20 protein-coding genes are annotated in these 14408 nt (G+C 62.5%); 13 read left to right on the top strand and 7 right to left on the bottom strand.

Annotated features, from left to right (window positions below; all coding sequences use genetic code 11):
- Positions 1 to 234: 234 nt before the first annotated feature.
- The gene (locus Q8Q53_RS05840; protein ID WP_305700820.1) at positions 235 to 1008 is read left to right on the top strand and encodes a cupin domain-containing protein; all 774 of its coding nucleotides are present in this window, start codon (positions 235 to 237) and stop codon (positions 1006 to 1008) included.
- A 148-nt stretch (positions 1009 to 1156) separates the two neighbouring features.
- On the opposite strand, the gene Q8Q53_RS05845 is transcribed toward Q8Q53_RS05840, so the two are convergent.
- The 5 genes from Q8Q53_RS05845 to Q8Q53_RS05865 are packed head-to-tail and all read right to left on the bottom strand — an operon-like array spanning position 1157 to position 3938.
- Entirely contained in the window at positions 1157 to 1309 is a 153-nt protein-coding gene (locus tag Q8Q53_RS05845; protein WP_305700821.1) for a hypothetical protein, read from the bottom strand.
- Positions 1306 to 1857 carry a MarR family transcriptional regulator gene (locus Q8Q53_RS05850; protein WP_305700822.1) on the bottom strand — a complete coding sequence of 184 codons (552 nt, stop codon included), beginning with the start codon at positions 1855 to 1857 and terminating at the stop codon, positions 1306 to 1308. Before Q8Q53_RS05850 ends, Q8Q53_RS05845 begins: the two co-directional genes overlap by 4 nt.
- A 40-nt stretch (positions 1858 to 1897) precedes the next feature.
- Positions 1898 to 2608, bottom strand: a complete 711-nt coding sequence (locus Q8Q53_RS05855; protein WP_305700823.1) for a crotonase/enoyl-CoA hydratase family protein — start codon at positions 2606 to 2608, stop codon at positions 1898 to 1900.
- 32 nt (positions 2609 to 2640) lie between these two features.
- Positions 2641 to 3105, bottom strand: a complete 465-nt coding sequence (locus Q8Q53_RS05860; RefSeq protein WP_305700824.1) for a nuclear transport factor 2 family protein — start codon at positions 3103 to 3105, stop codon at positions 2641 to 2643.
- Positions 3106 to 3161: 56 nt separating this feature from the next.
- Positions 3162 to 3938 carry a cysteine hydrolase gene (locus Q8Q53_RS05865; RefSeq protein WP_305700825.1) on the bottom strand — a complete coding sequence of 259 codons (777 nt, stop codon included), beginning with the start codon at positions 3936 to 3938 and terminating at the stop codon, positions 3162 to 3164.
- Positions 3939 to 4202: 264 nt separating this feature from the next.
- Between Q8Q53_RS05865 and Q8Q53_RS05870 the strand changes: the two genes are divergently transcribed.
- The 6 genes from Q8Q53_RS05870 to Q8Q53_RS05895 are packed head-to-tail and all read left to right on the top strand — an operon-like array spanning position 4203 to position 7866.
- On the top strand, positions 4203 to 4502 hold the full coding sequence (locus Q8Q53_RS05870; protein ID WP_305700826.1) for a DUF2282 domain-containing protein: 300 nt from the start codon (positions 4203 to 4205) through the stop codon (positions 4500 to 4502).
- Between the two features lie 60 nt (positions 4503 to 4562).
- Positions 4563 to 5477 carry a DUF692 domain-containing protein gene (locus Q8Q53_RS05875; RefSeq protein WP_305700877.1) on the top strand — a complete coding sequence of 305 codons (915 nt, stop codon included), beginning with the start codon at positions 4563 to 4565 and terminating at the stop codon, positions 5475 to 5477.
- On the top strand, positions 5464 to 6225 hold the full coding sequence (locus Q8Q53_RS05880; protein ID WP_305700827.1) for a putative DNA-binding domain-containing protein: 762 nt from the start codon (positions 5464 to 5466) through the stop codon (positions 6223 to 6225). Before Q8Q53_RS05875 ends, Q8Q53_RS05880 begins: the two co-directional genes overlap by 14 nt.
- Complete coding sequence (locus Q8Q53_RS05885; protein WP_305700828.1) at positions 6225 to 6683, top strand: DoxX family protein; 459 nt, start codon at positions 6225 to 6227, stop codon at positions 6681 to 6683. Before Q8Q53_RS05880 ends, Q8Q53_RS05885 begins: the two co-directional genes overlap by 1 nt.
- Positions 6680 to 7204, top strand: a complete 525-nt coding sequence (locus tag Q8Q53_RS05890; RefSeq protein WP_305700829.1) for a sigma-70 family RNA polymerase sigma factor — start codon at positions 6680 to 6682, stop codon at positions 7202 to 7204. Before Q8Q53_RS05885 ends, Q8Q53_RS05890 begins: the two co-directional genes overlap by 4 nt.
- A gap of 5 nt (positions 7205 to 7209) precedes the next feature.
- Positions 7210 to 7866 carry a DUF1109 domain-containing protein gene (locus Q8Q53_RS05895; RefSeq protein ID WP_305700830.1) on the top strand — a complete coding sequence of 219 codons (657 nt, stop codon included), beginning with the start codon at positions 7210 to 7212 and terminating at the stop codon, positions 7864 to 7866.
- A gap of 19 nt (positions 7867 to 7885) precedes the next feature.
- Here Q8Q53_RS05895 and Q8Q53_RS05900 read toward each other — a convergent pair whose 3' ends face one another.
- Entirely contained in the window at positions 7886 to 8035 is a 150-nt protein-coding gene (locus tag Q8Q53_RS05900; RefSeq protein ID WP_305700831.1) for a DUF1499 domain-containing protein, read from the bottom strand.
- A 121-nt stretch (positions 8036 to 8156) separates the two neighbouring features.
- On the opposite strand from Q8Q53_RS05900, the gene Q8Q53_RS05905 reads away from it, so the two are divergent.
- The 6 genes from Q8Q53_RS05905 to Q8Q53_RS05930 all read left to right on the top strand — a co-directional run bounded on the left by Q8Q53_RS05905 (position 8157) and on the right by Q8Q53_RS05930 (position 13581).
- On the top strand, positions 8157 to 9278 hold the full coding sequence (locus Q8Q53_RS05905) for an FAD-dependent oxidoreductase (protein ID WP_305700832.1): 1122 nt from the start codon (positions 8157 to 8159) through the stop codon (positions 9276 to 9278).
- Between the two features lie 7 nt (positions 9279 to 9285).
- Positions 9286 to 9504 carry a nitrate/nitrite transporter NrtS gene (gene nrtS, locus Q8Q53_RS05910; RefSeq protein ID WP_305700833.1) on the top strand — a complete coding sequence of 73 codons (219 nt, stop codon included), beginning with the start codon at positions 9286 to 9288 and terminating at the stop codon, positions 9502 to 9504.
- Entirely contained in the window at positions 9505 to 10107 is a 603-nt protein-coding gene (locus tag Q8Q53_RS05915) for a sigma-70 family RNA polymerase sigma factor (RefSeq protein ID WP_305700834.1), read from the top strand.
- 2 nt (positions 10108 to 10109) lie between these two features.
- Positions 10110 to 10301: a zf-HC2 domain-containing protein gene (locus Q8Q53_RS05920; protein ID WP_305700835.1), complete on the top strand. Its 192-nt coding sequence runs from the start codon at positions 10110 to 10112 to the stop codon at positions 10299 to 10301.
- Positions 10302 to 10358: 57 nt separating this feature from the next.
- Positions 10359 to 12509, top strand: a complete 2151-nt coding sequence (locus Q8Q53_RS05925; RefSeq protein ID WP_305700836.1) for an FAD-dependent oxidoreductase — start codon at positions 10359 to 10361, stop codon at positions 12507 to 12509.
- Positions 12510 to 13149: 640 nt separating this feature from the next.
- The gene (locus tag Q8Q53_RS05930; protein ID WP_305700837.1) at positions 13150 to 13581 is read left to right on the top strand and encodes a hypothetical protein; all 432 of its coding nucleotides are present in this window, start codon (positions 13150 to 13152) and stop codon (positions 13579 to 13581) included.
- 53 nt (positions 13582 to 13634) lie between these two features.
- Here Q8Q53_RS05930 and Q8Q53_RS05935 read toward each other — a convergent pair whose 3' ends face one another.
- Positions 13635 to 14408, bottom strand: a complete 774-nt coding sequence (locus Q8Q53_RS05935) for a YiiX/YebB-like N1pC/P60 family cysteine hydrolase (protein ID WP_305700838.1) — start codon at positions 14406 to 14408, stop codon at positions 13635 to 13637.

A 14408-nucleotide genomic window follows, 5' to 3' on the forward strand; every position in this document is an offset into this window, starting at 1 on the left:
TCGCAGGATCACCGCGGCAAGGGCGTTCCGACCCTTCGGGGGTGGGTCGGACGACTGGTTCGCAGCACTCCTCCATTCGGATCGCCTCACGGCTGTTGATCCCGAGACGCTGGCCCGGATCCTGTAACCGCATCCTGGTCCCGAACGAAGAGGTGCAGACAAAGATCTCCACTGTAACCCCGTTTGCGCAGGCCCCGTCACTACGACCCGGCGAGCCTGCGCCGGCCGGCCAGATTGACCCTCATCGGTCTGGCCGGCCACCCAGCCAGCAACTGGCGCTTATGCAGCCATGATCGAGAAGGACTTTCGGTGAGAATCAACGCGGATTTTTCGCGGCGCGCGTCGAGCCATGACGAAGACGCGTCGTGGTCTGCTTCGCCCAGCAAGGGTGTGGAGCGGCGCATGCTGGACCGGATCGGCGACGAAGTGGCACGGGCCACCACGATTGTGCGCTTTGCGCCGGGGAGCACCTTTGCCGATCATGTGCATGGCGGCGGCGAGGAGTATTTCGTGCTCGAAGGCGATTTTGTCGACGAGGAAGGCTCACACAAGGCGGGCACCTATGTGCGCAACCCGCCGTGGTCACGCCACAGCCCCTCGGCACCCGATGGAGCGCTGATCTTTGTCAAGCTCAACCAGTTCGCCACCGATGACAGGTCAGCTGTGGTGGTGGACACGAGCCAGTTTCGATCCTCACTCGGAGACGACGCACCGGCTGTGGCAAGTCTTGCCCTTCATTGTCATGGGAAGGAAAGTGTCCGGATCGAGGTCTGGCAAGCCGATGTCGCTATCGACCATTGGGGACACGGTGGACTCGAAATCCTCGTACTCGATGGCGAGTTCATCGAAGCCGGAGACAGTTACACGCGGCATTCCTGGTTGCGTCTCCCGCCGTCCGAACCGTTTGTCTCGCGTGCTGGGAAAAGCGGTGTGCGCATGCTGGTCAAATCCGGACATCTTTCCGAATTGATCGGGAAGGACGACCAGCGACGTAAGCAACAGATTTGAGTTTCCGGCGATCTGCGGCAGCACACAAACATGACATCTTCCGTGCGGTTGTGAAGCCAGACGACAAGGAACGCAGCGATCTGCCGTCAACCCCATCGCCATGGGACCAGAGGCAAGACAACCTGCTAGTTATTGCCGATCCCCTGGCTCACCAGGTGAGTGCAAGGGCAATGCGCAGGCCATTGATGATTGCTGCAAGATAGATCAGGGCGATTGCCCAGCCCTCGGGAGACAGCCGGCCGATCGCAGCAACAAGTCGGCCGAGCAGGCCGAACGGGTTTCGCCGCCTCGGAAAACTCATGACTCGCCGGCCTCGGGGCCCGTGCCGAGGTGTCGCCAGCCTTCGAATTCCGCGCCCGCGAGGAGGTCCTCGAAATAGGCGCACATTTGCCGCAGGGCGGAATCGCTGAGCCTGATCCAGCTGACCCGGTTGTCGGTCTCGGCCTTGATGCGCTCGACCAGCCCTTGCTCCTCGAGCAAACGCAACCAGCGCAGCGCCGTAGTGGGCGGAACGCCTGCTGCATAGCAGGCGCTCGTGACCGAGATCAGCCGGCCATGCAAGCGCGCCGCAAACAGATCGAGGAGCAGGTCCCAACCGGGTTCGCCGAACAGTTCGGTCGGCAGGAAGCGGTCACGGCGGCGACGTGCGCGGTAGGTCTCCACGACCTTTTCGTGGATTATCGCTGCGTCAAGTTCGCGCCAGGCCTGCCGTGTCGGCCGCACGCGCAAGCTGTCACCGCCCGCCGAACTCGACATGACACTGGCTTCGAGTTCGACCGAGATGCGCAACACTTGCATAGCCGCAGCGCGCAGACGGGAAATCTGCCCAAGCACCTTTCCGATCATCATTTTACCCCCACATTTCGCCCGAAAAAATGCTCGGCTTGAGCTAGTTGACTGCGGCTCGCCGGTAGTGATCGAGCGTGATCTCCTCGTCGATCGCCCGGCGGATCGCGGCCGCAGCCACGCTGCGAACGCGCGACTTGGTCATGCGAAAGGCAATGGGATCGAGCGCGGCAAGTTCATGGGCCTTGGCGCGAACCGCGCCATCGAGCGCGTCAGCGTCGACCAGGCTCGCGACGAATCCGGCATCCCGGGCTTCGCCCGGATCAAGCATCTGCGCTGTGACGATCCGGTTGAAGTAGGGCGGCGTCAGCATGGCGCGCGACAGCTCGACGGCGAAGCGGGGTATCGCCAGCCCGATCGCAACCTCGTTGAGGCCAATCAAGTAGGGTCCCTCCGTTCCGATACAGAAATCGGACGCGAGCATGAGGAAGGCACCCATCGGATAGGCGTGTCCCGTGCACCCCACCACAACCGGCAAGGGAAAGGCAAAGAGGCGGAGCGCCAGTTCGGCACCCAGCCTGACCATGTCGTGAATTTCCAACGGATCGCGGCGCGCAAAAACCTGGAGGTCAAAGCCCGCCGAAAAGACGCCGGGGCGCCCAATGAGAGTAACCGCTCGTGCTTCTCCCTCCGCGCGCTCGAAAGCGCGGTGGAGCAATGCGAGTAGGTCCGCGCTCATCGCGTTGCGCTTGCCATCGTCGATTACGATCCGAGCGATCCCCTCGGCGATATCGTATGTGACCAGTTCGTCCATCCCGCTTACTTTCGCGCTGGCTCGCGGCCTGGTTACAAGCCGAGCTCACTCAGGCCGGGATGGTCCAGCGGCCTCGGTCCGAGCGGCCAGTGAAACTTGCGTTCGGATTCAGCGATCGGGAGATCATTGATGCAGGCAAAGCGTCGCTGCATCAGGCCTTCGGTATCAAACTCCCAGTTCTCGTTCCCGTAGGAGCGGAACCAGTTACCGGAATCATCGTGCCATTCGTATGCGAACCGGACCGCAATGCGATTACCAGCAAACGCCCAGATTTCCTTGATCAGGCGATAATCGAGTTCGCGGATCCATTTGCGGGTCAGAAAGGCCTCGATCTCTGGGCGTCCGTTCACGAATTCGGAGCGGTTGCGCCACTGGCTTTCAGGTGAGTAGGCCAGCGCGATGCGCCCAGGCTGCCGAGTGTTCCAGGCATCCTCGGCCGCCCGGACCTTGGCGCGTGCGGTTTCGGCGGTGAATGCGAACTCGGGGGTATCGGTCATGCGCTAGTCTCCCGGCAAAGGGGTGCCGGTCATCGACCAGCACCCCGGGGTTGTGCTTACTTGTGGTGGTTGGCGCGGATGGCGGTCACGACGGTTCCGGTGTCGGCGACATGGTTTGCGATCATCCGGAAATTGGCCATGGCGGCAGCGTAGCCGTCCATCCCGGGCAGCTGGGCGGCGGCCGTCGCATCCGAAACAACCATGACCTCGAAGCCCTGCTCGATCAGTTCGCGCATGTGCGCCTCGGTGCACAGATTGGCCGACATGCCGGCGATGATGACCTTGGAAATGCCACGCTTGCGCAGTTGGAGCACGAGATCGTTGGTCTCCGGACCGAAGACCTTGTGCGGGCTGGTGACGATGGTCTGACCATCATTGATGTAACGCTTGTACTGGGCGAGCCAGTCTGCGCCCGAACCTTCGAAGCCTTCGGTCATCAGCGGTCCCTTGCGGTCGAACATGCCGATCTGGTGCATCAGGGCTTCAAGCGCGCCTTCGAAGCGCCAGCCATGATCGGTCGGGTAATAGTAGTGCGGCGAGACGAACACCGGCATGCCTGCCGTCTTGGCTGCCGCGAACAGCTGGTCGATGTGAGCGATCGTGCCGTTGGCTTCGACATTCTTGCCGACCACGCCCCAGGCGACGCCCTTGGGGCTGAGGAAGTCGTTCTGCGGGTCAGTGACGAGCAGCGCGGTCTGGCCCTGGACAATCTCGAAGCCGGGGTCCGGCAGCCCATCGGCCTGGGCAGTGGCGATGGGCGCAAGGCTGGCCAATACAGCAGCGGCACCAACAAACAGGGCCCGACGAACACGGGCGGCGGCAGAAAACTTCATGGAAAATCCTTTCAATGCTTTCGGTCGGGGGCGACAAATTCCCGGGAGTTCCGGTGTGCGTCAGATCGCTGAGCGGAAGAAGTTGCATCAGCTTGAAGTCAGAATTCCGCTGATCGTAATAATGGTCAGAATTGCCCCCAGGTCAGGCGGTGATCGAGCCGAGTGAGCAAAAAAATGCGGGCTCGCTGTAACCTCTGCTGCAGATCGACCGAACTGGGGGGTGTGAGGGGAACGACCCCCACGTCAGATTCGAAAGGCTTGCTCATGAAGAATACGACTGGAATCGCCGCCGCCGCTGCGACGCTCGCCGCTGCCGCCCTCCTGGCTGCATCGCCTGCTGCGGCTGCGGGCGAAGGTGCTGGCGCCAAGGAAAAGTGCTACGGCGTCGCACTGAAGGCCAAGAATGACTGCGCCGCCGGCCCCGGCACCTCCTGCGCAGGAACCTCGACCGTCGACTACCAGGGCAACGCCTGGAAGTTGGTGCCCGCCGGAACCTGCTTGCAACAGGGCGGGACGCTCGAAGCGCACGCCGGCAGCGCCAAGCCGGTGCCGCGGCGCGGCTGAAACTCTCCACCCGCCTCCCAGAAGGGCTGAAGCCCTCGGGTCGCATGGATGCTGGCTGACATGAACCTCCCGTCAGATCTGCCCCCCTTGCCGGGAATCGGATTGAAGCCGCAGCACTACTCTGCGGTGCTTCAGCCCGTGTCAGCCAGCATTTTGCCGCCAGCGCCGGTTCCGGCCTGGTTTGAAGTTCATCCGCAGAATTACTCTGGCGCGGGCGGTCCGCCACATCGCTGGCTGACTGCCATCGCGGAGCGCTTCCCCTTGAGCTTCCACTCGGTCGGTCTGTCGCTCGGCAGCGCAGGCGGAGTTGACGTGGCCGAGCTCGAGCAGCTTGCGGCGCTGTGCAAGCGCTACGAGCCGGCTTCGGTGTCGGATCATCTCAGCTGGAGCGGAAGCGCCAACAATCGCTATCCCGATCTCCTGCCGGTGCCCTATACCGAGGAAGCCCTCGGGCATTTCGCCCGGCAGATCGACCGCGTGCAGGACCGGCTCAAGCGCCGCATTCTGATCGAAAACCCCTCGCGCTATCTCGCCTTCGCCCGCGACGACATGAGCGAGGCGCAGTTCCTTCACTTGCTCTGCCACCAAACCGGTTGCGGCATTCTCCTCGACATCAACAACATCGAGGTTTCCGCCACCAATCTCGGCCTCGACGCGCAAGCGATGATCGATTCGATCGATCCGAGCCTCGTGGGCGAAGTTCATCTGGCGGGCCATGCCCGGGAGGAGCACCCGGATGGCGTCCTTCTGATCGATGACCACGGTTCGGCCATCTCCGAAGTGACCTGGGCGCTCTTCGCCCGCTTCGCCGCCCGCGCTGGCCGAAAGCCGGTCCTGATCGAATGGGATACCGATGTCCCCGATTACGCCGTACTGCTGGGAGAAGCGGCCAAGGCCGAGGCGATCATGCAGGGACAGACGCGTTTCGCGTCGCTGGACGCACTTCCGCTGGATCAGGTTCATGCTTGCGCTTGATCAGGTCCAGGCGGCCATGATGCAGGCGCTCGATCATGGCCCCGAGTTTCTGCCGGATCGGCTTTTTGCAGGAGCCCATGCGCGCGTGCTGGCGGGCATGAAAGTTCATGCCAATACGATCAGTCACGCCCGGCTTGTCGCGCTGGAGGACACGTTTCCGCGCGTGCTCGCCCTGCTGGGCCAAGCGCGCTTCAATGAACACTCCCGGTTGTATATCCATCAACCGGGAGTGACGGCAAAGACCCTGGCAGGCATCGGGGAGGCTTTCCCGGGCTGGTTGGCCACGTCTGACGAAGCAGGCGCAGCAGTTGATCTGGCGCGGTTCGAGTGGCTCTGGCTGGAAGCCTATCATGCCCGAGATGCCGTTCCGTTGCGCCTTGCCGATCTTGCCGGGCTAGGTGAACAGGCGCTTCTCGACCTGGCCATCGCGGCGCATCCTTCCGCATCGATCGGGACATTCGATCGCAGCGTGCATGAGGCAATCGGCGTGGAAGTGGCCGGTCTTGTCGAAGCGCCGGCAATTCTGGTCGTCAGGCCCGAGGCCGATGTTCTCGTTTCGCCGGCAAGCGCGGCCATGCGGGCGATCTTCGCAACGCTCAAAGATATTCAGGTCATCGGTAACCTTCTGGGCCACTTCGACGAACCTGACTGTAAGGATCGACTGTCGTCCGACGACTTTATGGCGGCGCTGATCGCGCTGCTCGAAGCGGGCGCCCTGATCCGGGCGGAAAGACGACAGGTGGAATGATGGACCGGATACTCAGATTCTACGACCGGATGGTTGCTTTGGTCAGCAATTGCAGACTGCAAAACTTGACCTTGCTCTTTACACGCATCGCGCTCGCCGGTGTGTTCTGGCGGTCGGGCCGCACCAAGGTCGATGAAGGGAGCTGGTTTTCGATCAGCGACAACACCTACTTCCTCTTCCAGGAGGAATACAAAGGCATGCCCCTGCCGAGCGATCTCGCTGCGGTCTTGGCGACGGTCTCGGAGCACCTGTTCCCGATCCTGCTGGTGCTCGGCCTGTTTACACGCCTTTCCGCGGGAGCCCTGCTGGGCATGACGCTGGTGATCCAGATCTTCGTCTATCCTGAGGCCTGGTGGCAGGTGCATTCACTGTGGGCGGCATTGGCGCTGGTGCTGATTGTGCGCGGCGGTGGCAGCATCAGCCTTGACGCGCCGCTGGGACGTCGCCGGACAGCATGAGGGCCGACGAGCCAACGCTCGCCCGTCTGATGGGACAAGCGCAGGCTGGCGACAAGCAGGCCTACGCGGTCCTACTGGGCGAATGCCAGCGCTGGCTGCGGTTCTATTTCGGACGACGGATTGCGCCTTCGCAGCTGGATGATCTGGTTCAGGAAACCTTGCTGGCATTGCATCACAAGTTAGCCACCTGGGATGCAACGCGCGCGTTCCTGCCCTGGCTGGCGGCGATCGCTCGTTACCGCTGGGTCGATCACTTGCGCCGGATCTACCGTGCCGACGAAACGGAGCTTGCCGACGAACTGGCGGGCGCGGACGAAGAACCCGCCATTGCTGCCCGGATCAGCCTCGAGCGATTGTTCGCCCAGCTGCCGCAGCCGCAAGTCAGGGCGATCGAACTGGTCAAGATCGAAGGCCTTTCGGTGTCCGAGGCGTCCAGAGCCTGCGGACAGAGCGAGAGCCTGATAAAGGTCAACATTCACCGCGGGCTGAAAAAGCTCACCGCGATGATCGAGAAGGCGTGAAACCGATGTCCCGTGATACCCCAAACTCCACCGGCGCCCTGATTGCCCAGCTGGTCGATGGCCTCGAGCCGGTGCGGCCGCTGCGCTTATCAAGCGGGATGGGATTCGCGCTGGCCGGACTTGGCGTGACCCTCGCCACCGTGGCCCTCATGTTCGGCGTCCGCCCGGACGTGCTCGCCGGGCGGTTCGATCCCGTGTTCCTGCTGGCGACGGGTCTGTTCCTAGTGCTTGGGCTAGCATCCGCCGTCACGGTCATCGTCATGAGCCAGCCGCGCGTGGGCAGCGATCATGGCGGATGGTTGTGGGCCGCTGCCATGACGGGACTATTGCCCGTCGCCGCCGCCATCATCGGCTTGGGGAAAGGTACGAGCGCCATTTCGGCGACCGCCGTGGAGCATGGCCTCGATTGCCTGGTGATCGGCAGCGGACTTGCGTTCATGACGTTTGCTGTACTTGTCTGGTGGCTTCGAAGAGGAGCGCCGACCTCGACCGAACGCGCTGGTCTCCTTACCGGCGTGGCTGCGGGCAGCTTCGGTATCTTCGCCTTTTCGTTCCACTGCATCTACAGCGACATCGTCCATATCGGCCTGTGGCACAGTGCCGTCGTAGTGGTGTGTGCTGCCATCGGCAGGGTTGCGGTGCCGCCGATGATCCGTTGGTAGACCGGTCAGCCGAAATAGCTCAGGTGGCGGCCAGCGCCTCCAGGAAATCGCGGATGCGACGCGCGTTCACGCCAAAATCGCTAATACCGACCCGGCTGACCGAACGCATGTCGATGCGCGACTGACGGCTATCAGCGCTGGGCGCAATCCTTGTATCCGGCGCGGCCATGGGGGCGAAGTCAGCAGGAATGTGGGCGAAGGTCAATCACTGCAAATTCCGTTAGAAACCGTTGTAAGGTTTGCGGTGCTCGCGCGACCATTGCGGGCAAACTTCGATTGATCGGCATGGCATGAAGCGACGTATCATTCTGGCAGGCGGCGGCCATGCCCATCTGGCAGTCCTTGGGGACTGGGCCAAACGACCGTTGCGAAATACAGAGCGATGGCTCGTCACGTCGTCGCGGCATACGGCCTATTCCGGTATGCTGCCGGGCTGGCTGGCCGGCAACTACCGGGCCAACGATCTGCTGATCGACCTCAAGCCGCTGGCCGAACGCGCCGGTGCCAGGCTGCATCTGGCCGATGTCATCGGGCTCAATACAGCCCGCAAGATGCTCACCCTGTCGTCGGGTGAGGAACTGGAGTTCGATCTTCTTTCACTGGCGACGGGTGGCGAGACGGACATCTCGAGCCTGGCGACGCTGGGCGACAGGCTTCTGCCGGTAAGACCGGTTGGCCTGTTCATGGAAAGGTGGTCCGCGTTTCTTGAGCGGGCTGCGCTGGCCTCAACGGTCAACGTGGCGGTCGTTGGCGGCGGCGCGGCAGGCGTGGAACTGGCCATGGGGGTGGAAAGCGCGATCCGCGGCTTGTTCAGGAATGCCCGTGTGGCGCTTGTAACCCCGGGTGAAGGATTCCTCGTGGGCCACGCGCCACAAGTTCTCACACGAGCGCTTGAGGAACTGGCGAAGCGAAGGATCGACGTGCACTTCGCGCAAGCCGCGGGGACGGAAGAGGGTTTTCTGCTGTCCAACGGCCTCCACCTTTCCGTGGACTGCGCAATCGCGGCGACCGGCAGCCGGGCGCCGCGCTGGCTGGCGCGATCGGGCCTCACCTGCAGCGCAGCGGGTTTTATCGCCGTCAGTGGAGACATGCGCAGCATATCCCATCCCTCCATTTTCGCGGCCGGAGACATCGTCGATCGGGTCGACCGGAACCTCGAGCGATCCGGGGTTCATGCCGTGAAAGCTGGGCCGGTGCTGGCCGCCAACCTGCGCGCCGCGATCGACGGTACCGCCCCTGCGCGGTACCAGCCCCGAAACCGCACGCTCTACCTCCTCGCTTTGGGCGACAAGCGTGCAATTGTCTCGTGGGGCCGGTTTGTTGCCATCGGCAATTGGGCCTGGCGCATCAAGGATTGGATCGACCGCAGCTTTGTCGCTCGTTACACCCAGCCTGCCCAGGCGGGACGATGAGGGGACCATGGCAGGATTACTGAGCCACATTCTGTCCCGGCCGGTCATGACGGGGGCAATCAAGGTGTCCCTGTTTGTCGGAACCTGCCTCAACGCGATCAACCAGGGCTCGGCCCTCTGGCACGCTAGCGGGATCGAATGGGGCAAGGTGCTGCTCAACTACGCAGTCCCCTACCTTGTCTCGAGCTACAGCGCCGCCAAGGCTCGTCAGACTCTGGAGGGCTGAATGGAACAAATAGCCAGCCAAGTCCCCGATTTTGCCGCTGCCGATCCGGCGTTCCTCGCCCGTGTTCGAGATGATATGCTCCGGTTTGCCCGGCTTCAGCTTGGCAGCGACGACGAGGCTGAGGACGCGGTGCAGGAAGCACTGGCCGGCGCTTTCAAGAACGCGTCCAACTTTCGGGGCGAGGCAGCGCTCAAGACCTGGATCATCGCCATTTTGAAGAACAAGGTTGCCGACATTCTGCGGCAACGTCAGCGCCGCCCGATCAACGCCAGCCAGCTGCAGGGGCCTGATCAGGAAGGAGCCCTGCCCGAACTGTTCGACCGCAAGGGCATGTGGCGCGATGCTTCCCGGCCAGCGCGCTGGGAAGATCCGGAAGCCGCTTTGCACTCGAGCCAGTTCCTGGCCGTTTTCGATGCCTGTCTCAACCGGCTGCCACCCCAGCAAGGCCGGGTTTTCATGATGCGTGAGGTCGTCGAACTTGAGACGCAGGAAATCTGCAGCGAACTCGGACTGTCGATCTCGAATGTCCACGTCATCCTGCATCGCGCCCGCCTCGCGCTGCGCACCTGCCTGCAACTTCACTGGTTCCAAGAGGGGGCCTGATCATGATGAACTGCCATGATGCCACCTTTCTGATGTCGCAGAGCCGTGAGCGGCCCCTGACATTCTCGGAGCGGATGAAACTGCGCCTCCATGTCGGCATGTGCCGCGGGTGCGCGAATTTCGAACGACAGCTGCCGCAGCTCGGCCAGGCTGCAAAGGTCTATGCCGCCAAGGCCGAGCACAAGGATGTGTAAGGAAGCCAGCGGTCAACCGACCAAGCGGCAACAGCAATTTCGATCAGGAGCTATTTGTTGAAACGTATTGCCGTTGCCAGTCTGCTTGTGATCGGCCTTGCCGCATGGTTCCTGCTCGATCTCGGGCAGTATCTGACGCTCGATGCACTTAAGGCGCAGCAGGCAGCGGTCGAGGGTTTCTATCAGGCCAACCCGCTGCTGGTTCTGGCGGCCTTTTTCGCCATCTACGTGATCCTGACCGCGCTTTCCGTTCCTGGCGCGGCGATCTTGACGCTTGGCGCAGGGGCGGTCTTTGGCGTGACAACCGGCACGCTCGTTGTCTCTTTTGCCTCGTCCATCGGCGCGACGCTTGCCTTTCTTGCCTCGCGCTATCTGTTCCGTGATGCCGTCCAGTCCCGCTTTGGAGCCCGTTTGCGCTCGGTGAACGAAGGTGTGGCGCGCGATGGTGCGTTCTACCTGTTCTCGCTGCGCCTTGTCCCTGTCTTCCCGTTCTTCGCGGTCAACCTGCTGATGGGGCTGACCCCGATCCGGACGTGGACCTATTACTGGGTAAGCCAGCTGGGCATGTTCCTGGGCACGATAGTCTACGTCAATGCCGGGACACAGCTGGCGCGGATCGACGCACTGTCCGACATTGCCTCTCCCGGGCTGCTGGCTTCGTTCGCTGCGCTTGGTGCGCTGCCATGGGTGGGGAAGTGGATCATGGCTGCCATCAGGCGGCGACGCGTCTATGCGCGGTGGCAGCGCCCCGCGCGGTTCGACCGCAACCTGGTTGTGATTGGTGGCGGTGCCGCAGGACTGGTTTCGTCGTACATTGCCGCAACGGTCAAGGCGAAGGTGACGCTGGTCGAAGCCTCCAAGATGGGCGGCGATTGCCTCAACTATGGCTGCGTCCCGTCCAAGGCGCTGATCAAGTCGGCAAAGGTTGCTCATCAGATGCGCCATGCCGAAGCCTACGGGCTCGATCCCGCCGAGCCGGGATTCAGCTTCAAGGCTGTCATGCAGCGCATTCACGACGTGATCGCTGCCATCGAACCCCATGACAGCGTCGAGCGCTATGCCGGCCTCGGGGTCGATGTCGTGAAGGGCTATGCGACGATCATCGATCCCTGGACGGTCGAGATCGCGCGCGATGACGGAACGACGCAGCGGCTGACGACACGTTCGATTATCATCGCGGCGGGCGCGGCCCCGTTGGTGCCCCCGCTTCCGGGAATCGAGGATAGCGGATACCTGACGAGCGACACGCTATGGGAAGAGTTCGCCAAGCTCGACGCCATTCCGCGCCGGATCGTGGTCCTTGGCGGCGGACCGATCGGGTCGGAGCTGAGCCAGGCCTTCGCCCGGCTTGGAGCGGAAGTAAGCCAGGTCGAGATGGGTCCTCGTTTGCTGCCGCGCGAGGACGCCGATGTCGCCGAGATTGCGCGTAACGCCCAGGAAGCCGCTGGGGTAAGGGTGCTGACCGAGCACAAGGCCTTGCGCTTCGAGCGGCATGGAGACCAGCGCGTACTCGTCGTCAGTCATCAGGACATCGAACAGGTCCTGCCTTATGACGCCGTCATCATGGCCGTCGGGCGCAAGGCGCGGCTTTCCGGCTATGGCCTGGAGGATATCGGGATCGAAACCGAGCGTACAGTCGTCACCGATGATTACCTCGCGACGCTGTACCCCAACATCTACGCCGCCGGAGACGTCGCCGGGCCTTACCAGTTCACTCACACCGCATCGCACCAGGCCTGGTTCGCCAGCGTCAACGCACTGTTCGGCCAGTTCTGGCGGTTCAAGGCCGACTACCGGGTCATTCCCTGGACCACCTTCATCGATCCCGAAGTGGCGCGCGTCGGGCTCAACGAGCAGGAAGCGCGCGAGCAGGGTGTGGCCCACGAAGTCACGGTCTTTCCGATGCACGAGCTCGATCGCGCGATCGCGGAAAGCGCCACCCAGGGCTTCGTCAAAGTTCTCACGCCTCCCGGCAAGGACCGTATTCTTGGCGTCACCATCGTCGGCGATCACGCCGGTGAGCTGCTGGCCGAATATGTGCTGGCGATGAAGCACGGACTTGGGCTGAACAAGATCATGGCAACGATCCACACCTATCCGACCATGGCCGAAGCCAACAAATATGCGGCGGGCGAGTGGAAGAAGAAGCATGCGCCCGAAGGCCTGATCCGCTTCGTGGAACGCTATCATGCGTGGCGTCGGGGCTGACCGGGTTTTTTGTCAGGGGCTGTAACCAAAGCTGCTTCAGGCACGAACAAGAGTCTATGGGCCGTCTCAAGCTACTCGTGTTGGCCATGCTTTTTGCAGTGGTAGGCCCGCTGCCGGGTCTGGCGGCCGTCCAGACAAGCGATCATCGTCCGGCTGCCACATGCACGCAATGTTGCGACGACCAATCCAGTGGTTGCGCGGCAGAGTTTACGGCCTGCAAACGTATATGCGCCGCAGCAGTCATCCCCGTGTCTCTCGCGCTTGAAAGTCATCGCGCTGTTGGAGTTCGCGGTTCCCGGGCGTCGCAATCACTCGAATCCATCTCCGAAAAGCCGGTTCCGCCCCCGCCCAGGGTGCGGTCCGCGCGACTACAACCGAAAACACATTCTGGAGAATTGATATGAAACTCATCACCAAGATCATCGCTGCCTCGGCCCTTTTGACGCCTGGCATGGCCTTTGCGGCCAGTCCGTCGACCTTTGCCGAGGCCTGCTGTGCGTTGGCCGCTTGCTGCGGACTGCCGTGCTGCTGATGGCATGAGAGGGGGGCTGGCGGATGGAAGCGTCCGTCAGCCCTCAGCAATTTCCAATTCCCGCGCTGGTCGGCTGCGCACACATGCCGCGACAGAAGGAGTGAATCCATGAAGGCAAAAAGTCTTTTGTTCCTGCGGCTCGGTACAGGGCTGCTGCTCATTATCTGGGGCCTGGTTCGCGTTGTCGAACCGGGCATGGGCGCCCACGTCAGCGAGAAATACTATTCCGGGATCGGGGCCGCGCACACTGTCCAGTTGGCATGGGGCGCGGCGCTGCTCGCAATCGGGGTGCTGACCGTGCTCGGTCTGTGGCGGCGTTGGGTCTACCTGGCGCAAGCAGTGGTGCTGGTCAGTGGTGCTCTCTCGATCTGGAAATATCTGCTCGATCCATTCGGCATGTGGCTGCTGACTCGCGAGACGAGCCAGATTCTCTTCTTCCCTTCGTTGACAGTGGCGGCTGCGTCGCTGGTGCTGTTCGCGTTTCGCGACGAGGATACGATTTCGCTCGATAGCTGGCGAGCTGGACGGCGCGGGCTTTGACGCCGCTTTGACAGTGGCTGAAATCTTGCCAGCACGATCAACTTGAGATCCGCTTAGGCTGCGCTGATCGATAAGGGCAGGCGATCGTCCCAGCTCAGGGCGCGATGATCGAACCCGCCAGCGACAGTCGGCTTGACGATGTCGAAGTAAGGCGAGACATCGAAATCCCGCGGCGTGAACAGGCTATGGTGGCGGATGTGCAGGATGTCGCGGACGCAGCCCTGGCAGTCCGGGTCCTCGACAAGTTCCCGGGTAATTTGCGGAAGGATCGGGTATCGGATCGACTGGAACGCCTGGGCTACCAGCGTTGAGCAGATCGCCTTCGTGGGCTCCCCGCTGCCGAGCGCTATCATCCGCCGTCGCCAGCTTGAGGGCACGGGCGGCGTGGGGCACAGGTAACGGGCAAGATCGACAACGTTGGCGAGGTCGTATTCGTCGCCGACGTGTCCCAGTGCAAAATCGACAACCACGCTAATGTCCTTCTCCGTAAGACCGATCGGCCGGCAGATGCGGGTGTGGAGGCCCGCGAACTCAGCAAGCGAAACGACCCTTACACCATCCACGGCATCGGCTTCGACGAACTGCGGGGAAGCGTCCGAACTACCATCGGCAGCGGAGATACACAGCGCCGCATGCGACCAGGTAGACTGGGTGAGATACTTGATTGCCGTGCTGATGCGCTGCCTGCCATCGACCAGCAGGACGTCGCCGGGCTGAATGATCCGGCGCAGCACTTCGGGGTCGGTAGGGGCGTTGGCATAGGGTGCGCGCGAAGGCCCGGTCAGGAATCCGGCCAGTTGCCGACCGACCCACAGCAAGAGCCCCAT

The organism is Novosphingobium sp. (assembly GCF_030699305.1).
Taxonomy (GTDB): domain Bacteria; phylum Pseudomonadota; class Alphaproteobacteria; order Sphingomonadales; family Sphingomonadaceae; genus Novosphingobium.